Source organism: Nonomuraea sp. NPDC002799 (assembly GCF_053592075.1).
In genome coordinates this window covers 1-14,765 of sequence record NZ_JBSFVA010000007.1, presented here as the reverse complement: position 1 = coordinate 14,765, position 14,765 = coordinate 1, and the positions used below count along the sequence as shown (strand labels likewise).

Annotated in this window: 20 protein-coding genes; 7 read left to right on the top strand and 13 right to left on the bottom strand. The window is 69.8% G+C overall.

The window, feature by feature from the left end; translation table 11 throughout:
- Positions 1–9: 9 nt before the first annotated feature.
- Together ACWD0F_RS15495 and ACWD0F_RS15490 are read left to right on the top strand one after the other, a co-directional pair.
- Positions 10–1,482, top strand: coding sequence for a helix-turn-helix domain-containing protein (locus ACWD0F_RS15495; RefSeq protein ID WP_449875777.1), 1,473 nt, complete (start codon positions 10–12; stop codon positions 1,480–1,482).
- Between the two features lie 30 nt (positions 1,483–1,512).
- Complete coding sequence (locus ACWD0F_RS15490) at positions 1,513–2,439, top strand: glucosyl-3-phosphoglycerate synthase (RefSeq protein ID WP_449875775.1); 927 nt, start codon at positions 1,513–1,515, stop codon at positions 2,437–2,439.
- A 6-nt stretch (positions 2,440–2,445) separates the two neighbouring features.
- On the opposite strand, the gene ACWD0F_RS15485 is transcribed toward ACWD0F_RS15490, so the two are convergent.
- Positions 2,446–3,018, bottom strand: coding sequence for a TetR/AcrR family transcriptional regulator (locus ACWD0F_RS15485; RefSeq protein ID WP_449875773.1), 573 nt, complete (start codon positions 3,016–3,018; stop codon positions 2,446–2,448).
- Between the two features lie 89 nt (positions 3,019–3,107).
- Between ACWD0F_RS15485 and ACWD0F_RS15480 the strand changes: the two genes are divergently transcribed.
- Positions 3,108–4,304, top strand: a complete 1,197-nt coding sequence (locus ACWD0F_RS15480; RefSeq protein WP_449875771.1) for an MFS transporter — start codon at positions 3,108–3,110, stop codon at positions 4,302–4,304.
- Between the two features lie 68 nt (positions 4,305–4,372).
- Here ACWD0F_RS15480 and ACWD0F_RS15475 read toward each other — a convergent pair whose 3' ends face one another.
- The gene (locus ACWD0F_RS15475) at positions 4,373–5,491 is read right to left on the bottom strand and encodes an MCE family protein (protein ID WP_449875769.1); all 1,119 of its coding nucleotides are present in this window, start codon (positions 5,489–5,491) and stop codon (positions 4,373–4,375) included.
- Positions 5,492–5,623: 132 nt separating this feature from the next.
- Here ACWD0F_RS15475 and ACWD0F_RS15470 point away from each other — a divergent pair, with 132 nt between their 5' ends.
- Together ACWD0F_RS15470 and ACWD0F_RS15465 are read left to right on the top strand one after the other, a co-directional pair.
- Positions 5,624–6,826 carry an acyl-CoA dehydrogenase family protein gene (locus tag ACWD0F_RS15470; RefSeq protein WP_449875767.1) on the top strand — a complete coding sequence of 401 codons (1,203 nt, stop codon included), beginning with the start codon at positions 5,624–5,626 and terminating at the stop codon, positions 6,824–6,826.
- 72 nt (positions 6,827–6,898) lie between these two features.
- Complete coding sequence (locus ACWD0F_RS15465) at positions 6,899–7,231, top strand: hypothetical protein (protein WP_449875765.1); 333 nt, start codon at positions 6,899–6,901, stop codon at positions 7,229–7,231.
- A gap of 24 nt (positions 7,232–7,255) precedes the next feature.
- Here ACWD0F_RS15465 and ACWD0F_RS15460 read toward each other — a convergent pair whose 3' ends face one another.
- From ACWD0F_RS15460 to ACWD0F_RS15440, 5 genes are all read right to left on the bottom strand, one after another.
- Positions 7,256–7,546: a hypothetical protein gene (locus ACWD0F_RS15460; protein WP_449875763.1), complete on the bottom strand. Its 291-nt coding sequence runs from the start codon at positions 7,544–7,546 to the stop codon at positions 7,256–7,258.
- A 284-nt stretch (positions 7,547–7,830) separates the two neighbouring features.
- A complete protein-coding gene (locus tag ACWD0F_RS15455) occupies positions 7,831–8,163 on the bottom strand; it encodes a YnfA family protein (protein WP_449875761.1) in 333 nt (110 codons plus the stop codon).
- A gap of 146 nt (positions 8,164–8,309) precedes the next feature.
- Complete coding sequence (locus ACWD0F_RS15450) at positions 8,310–8,669, bottom strand: hypothetical protein (RefSeq protein WP_449875759.1); 360 nt, start codon at positions 8,667–8,669, stop codon at positions 8,310–8,312.
- Positions 8,670–9,010: 341 nt separating this feature from the next.
- Complete coding sequence (locus tag ACWD0F_RS15445; protein WP_449875757.1) at positions 9,011–9,244, bottom strand: hypothetical protein; 234 nt, start codon at positions 9,242–9,244, stop codon at positions 9,011–9,013.
- Between the two features lie 228 nt (positions 9,245–9,472).
- Positions 9,473–10,567, bottom strand: a complete 1,095-nt coding sequence (locus ACWD0F_RS15440) for a peptidoglycan-binding domain-containing protein (protein WP_449875755.1) — start codon at positions 10,565–10,567, stop codon at positions 9,473–9,475.
- A 222-nt stretch (positions 10,568–10,789) separates the two neighbouring features.
- Here ACWD0F_RS15440 and ACWD0F_RS15435 point away from each other — a divergent pair, with 222 nt between their 5' ends.
- Entirely contained in the window at positions 10,790–11,314 is a 525-nt protein-coding gene (locus tag ACWD0F_RS15435; RefSeq protein ID WP_449875753.1) for a hypothetical protein, read from the top strand.
- A gap of 44 nt (positions 11,315–11,358) precedes the next feature.
- Here ACWD0F_RS15435 and ACWD0F_RS15430 read toward each other — a convergent pair whose 3' ends face one another.
- Positions 11,359–11,523 carry a hypothetical protein gene (locus ACWD0F_RS15430; protein WP_449875751.1) on the bottom strand — a complete coding sequence of 55 codons (165 nt, stop codon included), beginning with the start codon at positions 11,521–11,523 and terminating at the stop codon, positions 11,359–11,361.
- Between the two features lie 58 nt (positions 11,524–11,581).
- The gene (locus ACWD0F_RS15425) at positions 11,582–11,749 is read right to left on the bottom strand and encodes a hypothetical protein (protein WP_449875749.1); all 168 of its coding nucleotides are present in this window, start codon (positions 11,747–11,749) and stop codon (positions 11,582–11,584) included.
- A gap of 24 nt (positions 11,750–11,773) precedes the next feature.
- Between ACWD0F_RS15425 and ACWD0F_RS15420 the strand changes: the two genes are divergently transcribed.
- Positions 11,774–11,911: a hypothetical protein gene (locus tag ACWD0F_RS15420; protein ID WP_449875747.1), complete on the top strand. Its 138-nt coding sequence runs from the start codon at positions 11,774–11,776 to the stop codon at positions 11,909–11,911.
- Positions 11,912–11,931: 20 nt separating this feature from the next.
- Here the strand turns inward: ACWD0F_RS15420 and ACWD0F_RS15415 are convergent, their stop codons facing one another.
- The 4 genes from ACWD0F_RS15415 to ACWD0F_RS15400 all read right to left on the bottom strand — a co-directional run.
- On the bottom strand, positions 11,932–13,362 hold the full coding sequence (locus ACWD0F_RS15415) for an aldehyde dehydrogenase (protein WP_449875745.1): 1,431 nt from the start codon (positions 13,360–13,362) through the stop codon (positions 11,932–11,934).
- Between the two features lies 1 nt (position 13,363).
- The gene (locus ACWD0F_RS15410; RefSeq protein WP_449875743.1) at positions 13,364–13,570 is read right to left on the bottom strand and encodes a tautomerase family protein; all 207 of its coding nucleotides are present in this window, start codon (positions 13,568–13,570) and stop codon (positions 13,364–13,366) included.
- Position 13,571: 1 nt separating this feature from the next.
- Positions 13,572–13,778, bottom strand: a complete 207-nt coding sequence (locus ACWD0F_RS15405) for a hypothetical protein (protein ID WP_449875741.1) — start codon at positions 13,776–13,778, stop codon at positions 13,572–13,574.
- Between the two features lie 50 nt (positions 13,779–13,828).
- On the bottom strand, positions 13,829–14,765 hold a 937-nt coding region (locus ACWD0F_RS15400; protein ID WP_449875739.1), incomplete at its 5' end, for a VOC family protein.

Genomic DNA, 14,765 nt, shown 5'->3' with positions numbered 1-14,765 from the left:
GATGCCCGCATGGCCTCGTTGCTAGGCGAAGAACCGCTGTCTTTGACGCAGGAGCTTGATCTGATCGCGTTTGGTCAGCGCCTTCGCCACCTGCGCAAACAGCGCGGCCTCACCCTGTCGGACCTCGGCTCGCGCGTCAGCAGGGCGCCCAGCCAGCTTTCGCTGCTCGAGAACGGCAAGCGGGAGCCCAAGCTGTCGCTGCTCAAGTCGCTGGCCGCCGCGCTCGGGGTGCCCGTCGAGGAGTTGCTGCGCCGCCAGCCGCCCAACCGCCGCGCCCAGCTGGAGATCGCACTGGAGGAGGCGCAGCGCGACCCCATCTACACGGGGCTCGGCCTGCCGCGGCTGAAGGTCTCCGCGCGCGTGCCCAACGACGTGCTCGAACACCTCCTCGGCCTGTACGGCGAGCTGCGCGCCAGGCAGGCCCGCGGCACCGCCACCCCCGAGGAGGCCAGGGTCGCCAACGCCGAGCTCCGGCGCAGGCAGCGCGAGGTGGGCAACTACTTCCCCGACATCGAGAAGGCCGCCGCGCAGGCCCTCGACGCGGTCGGCTACCGCACCGGCGCGCTCTCCCAGAGCACGGTCCAGAGCCTGGTGACGCACTTCGGCTACACCGTGCACACCGCCCAGGACCTGCCCCGATCCGTACGCTCCATCACCGACCTGCGCAACCGCCGCATCTACGTCAAGCACGAGCAGCTCGGCATGCACACCCCGCGCACGATCCTGCTCCAGACCCTCGGCCACCTCGCGCTCGGCCACGACAAGCCCCGCGACTTCGCCGACTTCCTGCGCCAGCGCACCGAGGCCAACTACTTCGCCGCCGCCGTCCTGGTCCCTGAGAAGGCCGCCGCGCTCTATCTGCAGGAGGCCAAGGCCGGGCGGGCGTTGTCGGTGGAGGATCTGCGGGACGTGTTCGCGGTCTCGTACGAGATGGCCGCCCACCGCTTCACCAACCTGGCCACCCACCACCTGGGCCTCGTCTGCCACTTCGTGCGCAACGACGCCGGCGGCACCATCTACAAGGCCTACGAGAACGACGGGATCGTCTTCCCCGCCGACGAACAGGGGGCCATCGAGGGGCAGCGGATGTGCCTGCAGTGGTCGGGACGGCAGGTGTTCGCCTCGCCGGACCGGTTCTCGGTGTTCTACCAGTATTCCGACTCGCCGACCGGGACCTACTTCTGCGTGGCCCACGTGGATCCCTCGCGCGAGCGGGACTTCGCGATCACGCTCGGGGTGCCGTACAAGGAGTCGCGCTGGTTCCGGGGGCGCGAGACCACCAGCCGCACCAAGTCCGGCTGCCCGACCGGCGACTGCTGCCGCCGCCCGCCTGCCGAGCTGGCCGAGCGCTGGGAGGGCTACGCCTGGCCGTCGGCGCGCGCCAATTCCCACATTCTGGCCGCGCTGCCGCCCGGGTCGTTCCCGGGCGTGGACGAGGCCGACGTCTACACCTTCCTGGAGCGGCACGCCACCACCGCATAAGCTGGCAGGTGGGGAAGCGGGGGTGGTGGCATGCTGCCTGAAGTGTGCGGATGGTTGCGGCGCCGTACGTCGTCCGCCGTGGACTGGCCGATCCGGGACCTGATGGCCGCCAAGGGGAGCACCACGGTGAGCGTGGTGCTGCCGGCCCGCGACGAGCGGGACACCGTGGGGGAGATCGTCCGGACCATCCGGCGGGAGCTCGGCGGGCTCGTCGACGAGGTCGTGGTCATCGACTCACGCTCCTGCGACGACACCGCGCGGGTCGCGTCGCTGGCCGGGGCCGAGGTGTACGCCCAGGACGAGATCCTGCCGCGGCTCAAGCCGCTGGACGGCAAGGGGGAGGCCCTGTGGAAGTCGCTGGCCGTCACGTCGGGGGACGTGGTGGTCTTCGTCGACGCCGATATCCGGAAATTTCACCCTTCTCTGGTCTTTGGCCTGCTCGGCCCGCTGCTTGCTGACCCCACCGTCGCCTACGTCAAGGGTTGTTACGACCGCCCGCTGAACGGCGCCCCCAACGGTGGCGGCCGCGTCACGGAGCTGGTCGCCCGGCCGCTCATCAACCTGCACTGGCCGCAACTGGCCGGTTTGGTGCAACCGCTGGCCGGGGAGTACGCCGGCCGGCGCTCGGCCCTGGAGCGGGTGCCGTTCCTGACCGGCTACGGGGTCGAGCTCGGGCTGCTGATCGACCTCCTGGAGCTGGCGGGCCTGGACGCCTTCGCCCAGGTGGACCTGGGCTCACGCGAGCACACCCCGCAGTCGACGGAGGCGCTCGGGGGGATGGCGTCGCAGATCATGCTGGCCGCCTGGTCGCGGCTGCGGCGTCAGGGGATGATCGAGACGGCCCACGAGCCGGCGGACCGGCTGGCGCAGTTCCGTCGCGGGGCGGACGGCCATGACGTCCTGTCGAGGGACGTCGGGATCGCGGAACGCCCACCCATGATCACGATGGCCACCTGACCCGGCTCACGTGAGGGCGGCGGCGACGAAGGTGGCGATCTGGTCGCGCATCGCGTCGTGGTCGTCGGCGTGCTCGCCCAGGATGATCCGCCCGAGCTGCGGCATCATCGCCGGGAACAGCGCCAGCCCCGTCAGCATGAACAGCGCCCGCGCCGTCGCCGCCGACGGCTCCTCGCCCCGGCCCTGCGCCAGTGAGGCGGCCTTGCGGGCGCAGCGCTCGACCCGTTCCTCCTGCCCGGCCAGCAGGTCCTGACCGCGGTAGTTGAGCGCCTCCCACATCAGCAGCCGCACCAGGTCGGGGTGGGTGTGGTAGTAGTCGGTCAGCTTGGCCACGTAGTCCACCGGGTCGCCGCCGGGCAGGGCCATCTGCGCGGTCAGGTCGTCGAGCGCCTCCTTGATGACGGTGTCGAACAGCTTCTCCTTGCTGCCGAAATGGCCATAGATGCGCTCCTTGTTGACGCCGGCGCGTTCGGCGATGCGATCCACGCGGGCGCCCGCCACGCCGTACGCGGCGAATTCCTCGCGCGCGGCCTCCAGCAGGGCGGCCCGGGTGGCGGCGGTCGAGACCTTGGGTGCCATGGTCGTCATCATAGCCACCAACAACCAGTTGGTTGTAAACCAACTACCCAGTTGACATCCAACTGGTTGGTTGGCTACCGTCCCGCCTCATGACACTTACCGCTTCTCGCCGGCCGCACCCGCCGGCGGACACCGCCGCCGAGCCGGCCCTGTTCGGCCGCACCTTGACCGTGTTCACGCTCACCGCCGTGCTGGTCAGCGGCCAGCTGTACGTCGTGATCCCGCTCTTGCAGGACATGGCCACCGGTTGGGGCGCCTCCGCCGGCGGCCTGACCTGGCTGGTGACCGCCTTCGGCATCGGCTACGGCCTCGGCTTCCTGCTGTTCGGGCCGCTGTCCGACCGCTACGGGCGCCGCAGGCTGCTGATGATCGGATTGCCGCTGGCCGCCGTCACCACGGCGGCGGTGGCGTTGAGCCCGTCGCCCGAGGTGGCGCTCGCGCTGCGGGCGGTGCAGGGCGTCGCGGTGGCGATGTTCCCGCCCGCGGGCATGGCGTACCTGGCCGAGCGGATCGAGCCGCGCCGCCGCGTGGTCGCGATCGCCTCTGTGACCGGCGCCTTCCTCGCCTCCGCGGTGTTGCTGCAGGTCGCCGCCCAGCTCTTGGTGGACGCGATCGGCTGGCGCGGGCTGTTCCTGCTCTCGGCGGCGGGGTTCGCACTGGCCGCCCTGGGCCTGCGCGCCATCATGCTGCCCGACCTGCCGCGCGAGGGCGCCGGATCCCCGCTGTCGGCCTACCGCGCGCTGCCCGGCCTGCTGTTCGACCGCGTCCTCGTGCTCCGGTACATCGCCACGATCATGCTCATGGTCGGCTTCGTCGCCGTGTACACCGGCCTGCAGATCTACGGCGTGGCCTCCGCCGCCGAGCTGCTCACGCTCCGCGCGGCCGGGCTGCCGTCGATCGTGCTGGTGCCCATCGTGATGCCGTGGCTGGGCCGGGTGTCCGCGACGACCAGGGCGATGGTGTTCCTGTCGCTCGGCGCGCTCGCGCTGGCGGTCGTGGGCCTGGCCGGCGGCGCGGCGCTCATCCTCCTGCTCGCCCTCTACGTCGGAGCCACCGCCGCCGGCCTGCCCGCCATGAACGAGGCCATCTCGGCCAGGGCGGGGCAGGCGCGGGGGACGGCGCTGGCGCTGTTCTCCTTCGCCCTCGCGGTCGGGGGCAGCGTGGGCCCGCAGGTGGCGGCCGCGTTCGGCGCCTTCACCCCGCTCATGTACGGCCTCGTGGCCGGCCTGGCGCTGGCCGTGGCCGCCGTACTGGTCTCCACCTGGGCCGCCAGGACCACGCGATAACCCGCCCAGCCGGATCGCGGCGCGAGCCGGCGGCCGGCCGGGTCGGCGACGTGAGCCGGAGGGCCTGGTCAGGGCCGCAGCAGGCCGCCGAGCGTGAGATCGGGGCGATCGACATGGACGTCGGGCAGGAGCCACGACGTGTCGATCGCCCCTTTGCCGGCCGCCCGCCCCGCCGGGTTCAGCGGGCCGAGCAGGGACTCGCAGCCGTCCTCCGTGGCGTCGTGGAGCAGCGAGCAGAGCCACCTGGCCAGGTCGTCGGTCTGGCCGTTGAGGTCGAGCCGGGCGCAGAAGGTGCCGCTCGTGGCGTCGTAGGCGTTGCCGGCGTTGTTCAGCCCGAGCGGGGCCACGTCCAGGAACGCCTCGATCGACGCGCGCTGGCGTACCAGCAGCTCGGTGAGGTGGGCGAGGTCGCGCGTGCCGGCCGCGACCTCGCCCCGGTTGTCCTCGACGAAGTCGGCGACCTGCGTGAGCGTGCCCGACAGGCCCTTGAGCACCGCCCGCAGCTCCTCGCGCTCGCCGTCGAGCTGCTCGGACACGCCCGCCAGATCGCGCATGAACATCCGGATCCGCGCGTCGTCCCTGGCCATCGCGCCGGTGATGACGGCGAGGTGCCGGACCGTCCGGGAGGTGTCGTCGCCGCCCGCGGCCAGTGCGGAGGCGGCGTCGGAGAGCCCGCGGACGGTGGCGCCCACGGTCTCGCCCTGCCCGCCGAACGTGTCGGCCGACACCCGCAGCAGCCGCGACAACGCGCCTTCCTCCTCGGCCCCGCGTGGTCCGAGCGCCGCCGCGAGCTGCGAGAACCCGCTGAGCGCCGTGTCGATCTCCACGGGCGAGCGCGTGTCGCGCAACGTCGCGCCGTCCGCCAGCGCCGGACCTCCGGTGTACGGGGGCGTGAGCTGGAGGTAGCGGTCGGCGATCACCGAGCGGGCGACGATGACCGCCTGCGCGGACGCCGGGACCCGGCGGTCGGCGTCGTAGGCGAGCTCGACCCGAACCTTGCCGCCGGCCGGCGCGACCTCGGTGACCTGGCCGATCCTGACCCCGAGCACCCGCACGTCGGAGCCCGGGTACAGGCCCACCGCGGAGTCGAAGTACGCCGTCGCGCCGACCGTCGCCGCCGGCCGCAGCAGCAGATAGGCGGCAGCGGCGGCGAGGGCGGCCAGGAGCGCGACGAGCCGGCGGTCCACGCGGACTCCTCCTGCGAGACGATCGGAGAGTGACCATGATATTACCCGCAGTTGACGGGCTCGCAGGGCGTTCCGCAAGGGCCTACCGGCCGGTAAGGTGTTACCGCTGGTAACTACCGAGGGGTGCGGCGCATGTTCTGTCCGGAGCTCAGTGACGATGTGATCGAGGTACGTGACTGGGTGCACGCCTTCGCCCGCGACGTGATCAGACCAGCGGGCGCCGAATGGGACGAGCGCGAGGAGACCCCGTGGCCCGTCATCCAGGAGGCGGCCAAGATCGGCCTGTACTCCCTCGACTTCTTCGCCACCCAGTGGTTCGAGGAGAGCGGGCTGGCGCTGCCCGTGGCGTTCGAAGAGATCTTCTGGGGTGACGCGGGCATCGGCCTGGCCATCGTCGGCACCGGCCTGGCCGCCGCCGCGCTGTCGGCCAACGGCACTCCCGAGCAGATGGGGGAGTGGCTGCCGCAGATGTTCGGCTCGGAGAACGACGTCAAGCTCGGCGCCTTCTGCGCCTCCGAGCCCGACGCCGGCTCCGACGTCGGCGCCATCCGCACCCGCGCCGTCCACGACCGGGGCGACTGGATCCTGAACGGCGTCAAGACCTGGGCCACCAACGGCGGCATCGCGGACGTCCACGTGGTGGTCGCCTCCGTCGATCCGGCCCTGGGCACCAGGGGCCAGGCGACCTTCGTCATCCCGCCGGGCACGCCCGGGTTGTCCATGGGCCAGAAGTTCCGCAAACACGGCATCCGCGCCTCGCACACGGCCGAGGTCGTCCTGTCCGACGTCCGCGTGCCGGGCTCGTGCCTGCTGGGCGGCAAGGAGAAGCTGGACGCCAGGCTGGCGCGCGTACGCAACGGGGAGCGGGCGGGGGAGCAGGCCGCGATGCGCACGTTCGAGACCACCCGCCCGTCGGTCGCCTCGATGGCCGTCGGCATCGCCCGGGCCGGCTTCGAGTACGCCAGGGACTACGCCCGCGAGCGCGAGCAGTTCGGCCGCAAGATCGGCGAGAACCAGGCGATCGCCTTCCTGCTGGCCGAGATGGCCACCCGGGTCGACGTCGCCCGGCTGCTGACGTGGCGGGCCGCGTGGATGGCGCGCAAGGGCCGGCAGTTCGAGCAGGCGGAGGGGTCGATGTCGAAGCTGGTGGCGGGGGAGACGGCGGTCTGGGTGACCGAGCAGGCGATCCAGATCCTGGGCGGCGCGGGCTACACCAGGGAGCACCCGGTGGAGCGCTTCCACCGCGACGCCAAGATCTACACCATCTTCGAAGGCACCTCGGAGATCCAGCGCCTGATCATCGGCCGCGCGGTCACGGGGCTGCCTGTGCGCTGACGACCTCGCATGCCAGAAGGGTGGCGTGCCCGCAAGTGAATCTTCGGCGCCACGCCTCGCGTACCCGGTCGTGTGAGGCGGGTCGGCGCCGCGTGGGAGAGCGGCAAGACCCGCACTGCGCTGCTCGCCCGTAAGGCCCAGCCCGAGAACCAGCTTGAGTACGACCGGGCGCAGATCGCCGGCGCAACCGAGGCGGGCGAGTACGTCGAGTGGGGCAAGCACAACGGGCACGTCGGCGACGTCGTGCACTCCTGGGGCCTTCGGGTGCTGCGATCCAGCGCCAAGGCCGCCCCTGGGCCGTACACCTTCCTCCTGGTGTGCGGCCCGAGGGACGGCCCGTTTCGTGTCCTGGGGGTTACTTGCGGGGCGACGAGCGACAGGCCTGACGCGCAGCCGGCGCACTAACACGTCCCACCTAGCAGGAGAGGCTCACTGGTCGGCCACTGCGTCCAGGCTCTCTGGCAGGAGGGCGTCGTTGGCGTTGTCGGCGTTATCGGCGTTGTCCTGCATGCGCCGGCGTCGTTCGAAATCGACTCTGATGTCGCATTTGATCTCGATGCGGACGTGGGCAGACCGGTATACCGGACCGGTGCCGCACACCGTGACCCTGCTCGGCGTCGGACGATCATCGGCCATCGCCGCGCCGGAACCTGTGATCGCCCCGGTCGTGAGCAGGGCGATGGCGACAGCGCATGCTCCGCCCATCTGACGTGCCTTCATGTTGGACTCCTCTATTTCTTGCGACCCGATCCAGCTCGATCGAAGTTACAAAAAGTCTTATTCCAGCTACTCTCTGTAGTTATGCTGTCTAATGTCTCTGCATATCGAAAAGGTCCCTCTATGGGGATATTTGATCCACTCCGCCGCATCCGGCACAGGCGTCATCGCGTCACCGGGCGCGACCAGGTTCGGCATCGGGCGGGCCCGGCAATCAATCGACTCTCCTTCCGTTGACGGTGCTGCGCGACAGCCTGCCGAGAGGTGGCAAGTGACAGACCCGCAGCTCAGCCGCGCGGCGCGTACATGATCACGGCGACACCGGCCAGACAGATCAAAGCGCCGATGACGTCCCACCGATCGGGCCGGAATCCGTCGACGACCATGCCCCACACCAGGGATCCGGCGACGAAGACGCCGCCATAGGCGGCCAAGATGCGGCCGAAGTTCGCGTCCGGCTGGAGCGTGGCAACGAACCCGTACAGGCCAAGCGCGATGACGCCGGCCCCGATCCACAGGAGGCCGCGCTGCTCGCGTACACCCTGCCAGACCAGCCACGCTCCGCCGATCTCGGCGAGTGCGGCCAGGGCGAACAGCAGGAGGGAGCGGGCGATCGTCATGACGAGTAGTACAGCGCATCCCGGCAGCAGGGCCGCCGTCGGGCCGCCACAGTGTGGAGTGCGCTAGTAGCGCAGGGTCTGGAGGTTGACTCCGGCCCGCTCGGCCACCTGCCCGCTGCGCAGGTGCAGTCCGTCGATGTCCTGTCTCACACCGGCCGCCTCGCTCCGGCGGCCGCGCCTGCGCGTGCCTGCAGCGCGTCCAATACCTCGACCTGCTCCACCGGCACCGTCACCTCCAGCGCCAGGCCGCCGTCGGCGATGGTGAGGGTGAAGACGAAGAACGAGCAGCAGCCGCTCTCCCGCGCCATCAGCTCGGCGGCCCGAGCGGCATTGTCCGGGCTGACGACCAGCTCCAGCCGTAGCCGCGTCCGATCCGGGCGCGACAGGGCCTGCACCGCTTCGGCGAACAACGCATCGAACTCGGCCACCCGAAGCGGCTGCTCAGCGGTGGGCAGCGTGCACGCCGACGGTACCCATTCCTGGTCCAAGGCGATGTCTGGTGTCATGCCTCGACGGTAAGCCTGTACCTGGGTACCGGATGCAAGCCCAGCCGACGAACTCTTTTCTTGCCTGGCAACAGGGTCCGATCCACCCGGCATACCGGATCAGCCGAATGATCGTTACCGCAGCGGGCCGCCGCTGGACATGTTCGAGCGGCACCTTGACCGGATGCCGTGGGCGATCTACGACGTGCGCCGCGCCGCTGGAACCCGAACACCAACGAGGCGGTCAACGTTCCCGGCAGGGGGCATGCGGTTCCGCCCGGCCAAGGACGTCAACAAGTAACCACCCAAGCTCGTCGGCGATCCGCTGCGGGGGCGCGGACCGCCGAAGCTCATTCTGCGGCTCAGCAGGGCGTGAAGAAGACTTTCAGCGTGCCGTCCAGCATCCCCCACTGGCCCGGCGGTTGACCGCACCCGAACCAGCGCTGTCCGATGACTTGTTCGCCGCTGTAGTAGCTGAAGACGATGAGGAGGTCGCCCCCTGGCGGGGGAGGAGGGATGGCGTGAGCCGGGATGGCGCCGAGAGCGAGTGCGCCGGCGATCAGCACCGCCGCTGAAACCCCTCGCTTGAATCGCATGGAGATACCTCCAAGGCCGATGGGGCGGTCCGGCCAGAGCAGACCGGGCCATATGCACATTCGACGTCAGAGTAAGCGCGCTTGATCAATGCGGCCAGTGGCAATCAACGCCCGGCGGCGAGGGGGATCGGAGGCGCGCCTCATCCGAGTGCGACTGAACGCCGGCCGGGGGTGGGCTGCCGGCGGACGCTGTCGGGCATGCATGGCTGACTTGCGACGCCAGCCGGGTCAGGTGCGCACCGCGAGCTCCAGAGAGGTATCCCCATCGCTCAAGTGAGCGGCCCACGTTGTAGGGCCGACAACGCCGTCGGTCAGAAGGCCGCGCCACTCTTGGAAAGCCTCAACGGTCCTTGTCGTCCTGGGACCGAACACGCCGTCCACATCCCCTGGTGTGGTCTCCCATCGGCCCGGTGCGTAATTCGTCAGCACGGCTTGGAGTCGCTCGACGTTGTCGCCCGTGGCGCCCTCACGGAGAATAGGAAGATCTTCCCCGATGGGCAGTGCTTTCCGGGTCGCCAACCCATATCTGCCATCCGCGACCAACCCGTTGGCCTCTTGGAACGCACTCAATGCACGCTCGGTCTCACGCCCGAACAGCCCATCCACAACGATCGCAGTCTCGTCGGTCCGGACAAGGGCCGATTGCAGCCGTCGCACCGCCGCGCCTTGGTCGCCGAACTGCAGCAGGCGCCGCGGGGGCGAGGAGATCGACTCTGCAGGAGCCGTCTGACCCAGTTGGCCGCTCTGCAGGAGTCGGAGCATGTGGAGATTGAAGAGATAGACCTGATGGCTGAGATGGTCAAGTCGCCGGCCGATCGGCGGGATCCGACCGGTGAACCGGGAGCGCGCGCTGGGGTTCGGCGCAGCATCGTGAGGTTGGCGCGGTGAGGCGCCGCCGAGATCGCGCATGAACTGGTCGAGCGCGCGTCCGATGGCCGCGTAATCCTCATACAGCGCCTCAAGTCGCTGGCGGGTGCCCGTGCCGAAGTACGTCTGCGTGAGAGCCGAGTTGCGATTGAGATTGTCGTTCCAGGTCAGCAGGACTTCGCGATAGCGTTCACGTGCCTCGGCGAGCCCATCGTGCGCACCGCCCCGGGCCTGCCGCTTGGCCGCCCAGAACACCAGTCGCATGCGGTAGAGCCGCCTATCGAGCAGGCTGCTGACCTCCTCGAATACCTTGCTCGCCTGCTCGCGTTCCCGTTCACGCTGCTGGGTCTCGTGCTGGTGTGCCCATGCACGCCGCTGGAAGCGGGAACCGAGTGCACCGCCCAGGACGGTCGTCAGTACAAAGCTAAGCGCCAGCAGAACCAACTGATCAGTCACCGCTATTCACCTCAGGGCAGGCTGGGGCACTGGACCAGACATATAGAGATATCGCCTGATCGGCCGGAAGCGTTAGCCGCTGTGCAGCGGTTCATTCTGGTGAACGGCAAGAAGCCCTCTGGTCTGCGGAAACAATGCCGACGGTGAGCATGCGGGTCGAGAGGGGTGGGCATATTGTGCTGTGCCTGGCAGTCGCAGCGACAATACACTGTCTCGCCCACTATGGAGGTCATCAGCATGGCCGTCAAAGCCGTGGTAAACAAGGTCTGCCCGTCTGGTCATATCTATCTGGTTCCCGGGCGGCTTGCCGTAAGAAACGTCGGACCCTACTACAAGCCCGACACCGAAGAAATCATCATAGATATCATGCCGACCGGCAGTGAATCAGTTGTATTCAGGAATCCGACTGCAAAACTGCGCCTGACGGCGCCTGCGGGTTGCGTGTTTGAGCTGCCGAACAAGGATTTGCCCAACTATTTCCATTGGAGCCACCCCGTAGCCGGTGACAAGACCCAGATCCAGGCCGTTTACGCGCACCCCGAGCCGAGCACCCTGACGCGGAACAATTCATTGAGCTACAGATTTCCGATCACTGGTCGTGAAGGTCGCGACTGCACCGTTGAAATCGTCATGTCGGCTGAACCCGTCCAGGTTGTATCCGACTCGTGCCGGTGGACCGTAGCCAGTCTCGGCACCGACACCACGAACCTGGGGAGTCATCCCCTCGATGCCGTACCACCGGGCTGATAGAGCACGAGACCGAGGTCGCCGCCGCCCGCGCCACCGTCGGACTAGCCGGACCGGCGATGCCTGTTCTTCCGCCCGTACTTCCGCTCGTACCGCCTCATGTACTTGTTGTCGGCGCTCCCGCTGGTGCCGCTCCCGCTGGTGCCGCCGGAGTTGCCTGACGCCCAGATGATGAATGCGATGATCGCCAGCACCGCCAGTACTTCCACGGTCCACCTCCTCCGGCCGCCGAGTCAGCGGCTTTGCACCGGGTTGGTGCCCGCATCATCACACGGGCGCGCCTGGGGACAGGGTCAGCCGGCGCTCGATGAGGCGGACGCGCAGCGGGTCCGCGATGCGGCGTAGCAGCTCGTAGGTGCGGCCGCCCTGGTCTTGGACGGTGCGGGTGACGTCGAAGATGGGCGCTGCGGCGCCGGGCGCCGATCGCTCCCGCACCGCGACAACGTCGTCCTCGCGCGCATGTCCGAGGTTCTGAGAGACCGGCGGCCTGTCCGCCTGGAGTCGACCTTCCTGCTCCGCCGCGATGACGACGGCATCCGCATCCTGGCCTACCTCAACCACAAAGACATCGTCGCGATGCTGACTACCGGCTCCTGACCTCACCACCCGCCAGGCGGTCAGGTGATCTGCATGACGACGGCCTTCGGCTCGGTGAAGAACTCGCGGCTGAAGGTGCCGCCCTCGCGGCCGACCCCCGAGTCGCCCACCCCGCCGAACGGGGCGCGCAGGTCGCGGACGAAGAAGCAGTTCACCCAGACGGTGCCGGCCCGGAGGCGGGCCGAGACGCGGTGCGCGCGGGACAGGTTCTCGGTGAACAACATCGCGTTGAGGCCGTAGCGGGTGTCGTTCATCAGCGCCACGACCTCGTCCTCGGTGTCGAACGGCGTCACGGTGACGACCGGGCCGAAGATCTCCTCGCGCTGGTGGCGGCCGGTGGCGGGCATGCCGGTGATCACGGTGGGGCGCACGAACCAGCCGTCGCCGAGGCCGCCGGAGTGGACGGCGCCGCCCTCGCCGGCGATGGTCTCGACGTAGCCGCGGACCTTGCGGTAGTGGGTCTCCGAGGCCAGCGGGCCGATCGCGGTGGTGTCCAGCTTGGGGTCGCCCAGGCTCATCGCCTCGGCCGCGGCGGTGAAGCGGGCGAGGAACTCCTCGAACACCGGGCGCTGGACGTACAGGCGCGAACCGGCCAGGCACACCTGGCCGGCGTTGGTGAAGATCGCTCTGATGGACCAGCTCACCGCGTTGCCGAGATCGGCGTCGGCGAAGACCGCGTTGGCGCCCTTGCCGCCGAGCTCCAGGCTGACCGGCACGAGGTGGGCCGCGGCGGCGGCCGAGATGACGCGGCCGGTCCCCGACTCGCCGGTGAACGTGATGCGGTCGATCCCGGGGTGCTCGGTCAGCGCCTGGCCGGCGGAGCCGGGGCCGTACCCGTGGACGACGTTGAGCACGCCGGGCGGCAGGCCGGCCTCCAGCGCGAGCCGGGCGAGGATCGTCGCGGAGGCCGGCGTGTCCTCGGCGGGCTTGAGCACGACCGTGTTGCCCCAGGCCAACGCGGGCGCGATCTTCCAGCTCTCCAGCATCAGCGGGAAGTTCCACGGGGCGATGGCGGCGGCCACGCCGACGGGCTCGTAGCGCGTGTAGGCGTGGTGGCCGGAGTCCATCGGCAGCGTCTCGGCGGTGGCCAGGCGGGCGTGGTCGGCGAAGAAGCGGAAGTTGTCGGCGGCGCGGGGCACGTCGTTGCCGCGGCTCTGGGTGATCGGCTTGCCCATGTCACGGGTGTCGGCCAGGCCGAGCGCGTCCGCGTGCTCGATGATGAGGTCGGCCAGGCGGTGCAGCAGCCTGCCGCGCTCGGCGCGGCCCATGCGCGGCCACGGCCCCTCGTCATACGCCCGCCGCGCCGCCGCCACGGCGCGCTCCACCTCGGCCGCGCCGCCGAGCGCCACCTCAGACCACGGCTCGCGCGTATAGGGGTCGACGCTGGTGAACGTCTCGCCGCCGGCGGACTTCACCTCCGCGCCGTCGATGACGTGTCCGAAGAATTCCATCTCAACCACCCCTGTTGCTCTCGTCGCGCTCGGCGAGCGTCTCGTCCCCGGCCGCCCAGTGGGTACGCGGCACCTCGCGTACGATGACCCGGATGCTCTGCGAGGGCGCGCCGATCGAGCGTTCGACGGCCGCGTGCACCTCGTGGATGAGCGCCCGGATGGCGGCCGGATCGCGACCTTCGGACAGCGTCACCTCGACCAGCGGCATCTCACACCCCCGCCACGGACACGGTGCCGAGCCCGGCGAAGGCGAAGCGCACGGCGGCCTTCTTCCGCGCCGGCAGCGCGTCCTGCGCCCGGTAGGCCGTGCTCAGGTCGAGCCCCGGCCACTCCTCGGTGATGGGGTCGCGGTCCGTGCGGCTGCGTTCGGCCTCCAGCAGCACCTCGGCGGTGCGCTCTGCCGTCCGTTCACTCATGCGTTCGATCACTTTCCTGTGGCCGCCGTGCGGGGCCGGGGCGGTCGCGCTCAGCTCTGGTCGAGCGGGCGGCGGATCTGCGGCTGGGTGTGGACGCGGCGCGTCACGCCCTGCCACATGTCGATGGAGCCCGGCTCGTCCGGGTCGAAGTAGCGGGGCCGCCAGGCGTCCTCGTCGGTGATGAGCCGTACGCCCCAGGAATACTCGTAGGTGATCCCCTCGGGCCCCTTGAAGTAGACGAAGACCGCCGTGGACTGCGGGTGGCGGCCGGGCCCCATCTCGATCTCGACCCCGCGCGCCTCCAGGAAGTGCCAGTTGCGCATGACCGCGTCGAGGGAGTCGACCTGGAAGTTGATGTGACACAGGCCCGGCCGGCTCCCCTGGAACACCGCCAGCTTGTGGTGGACCGGGTCGATGCGCATCAGGCAGGCCCAGTCGCCGATCCAGTCGGAGACGCGGGCGTTGAAGTGGCCGTTCCAGAAGCGGTAGGCCTCGCGTACGTCGGGGGCGTCCAGGCACAGGTGGCCGAACTCGGTGATGCCGGCCTCGCGGCCGTAGCGGACCGGGGCGGTCAGCGTCACCTGGTCGGTGACCAGCTCGACGCGGTTGCCGAACGGGTCGTCGAACGCCAGGAAGTCCCTGACCCGGCGCGAGCGGGCCCCCTTGGCGTCGCCTCGTACGACGGTGACGCCGGCCTGCTCCAGCTCGGTCTCGGCGGCGGCCAGCGCGTCCTCGTCGCGCACCGTGAACCCCGAGCTGATCACCCCGGACTCGCCCTCGACCAGGGCGAGACAGTGGTGGCGCCGGTCGGCGCGCAGGTAGGCGACGCCGTCCTCGCGGGCGGTCAGCTCCATGCCGACGATGTCCACGGCGAACCGCAAGGCGGTGTCCAGGTCGGCGGCGCCGGACCGGACGTAGGCGATGTCGGCGAGCTCGATCATGACGACTCCTGGAGATAGGACCAGATGCGGCCGGACAACTCGGACC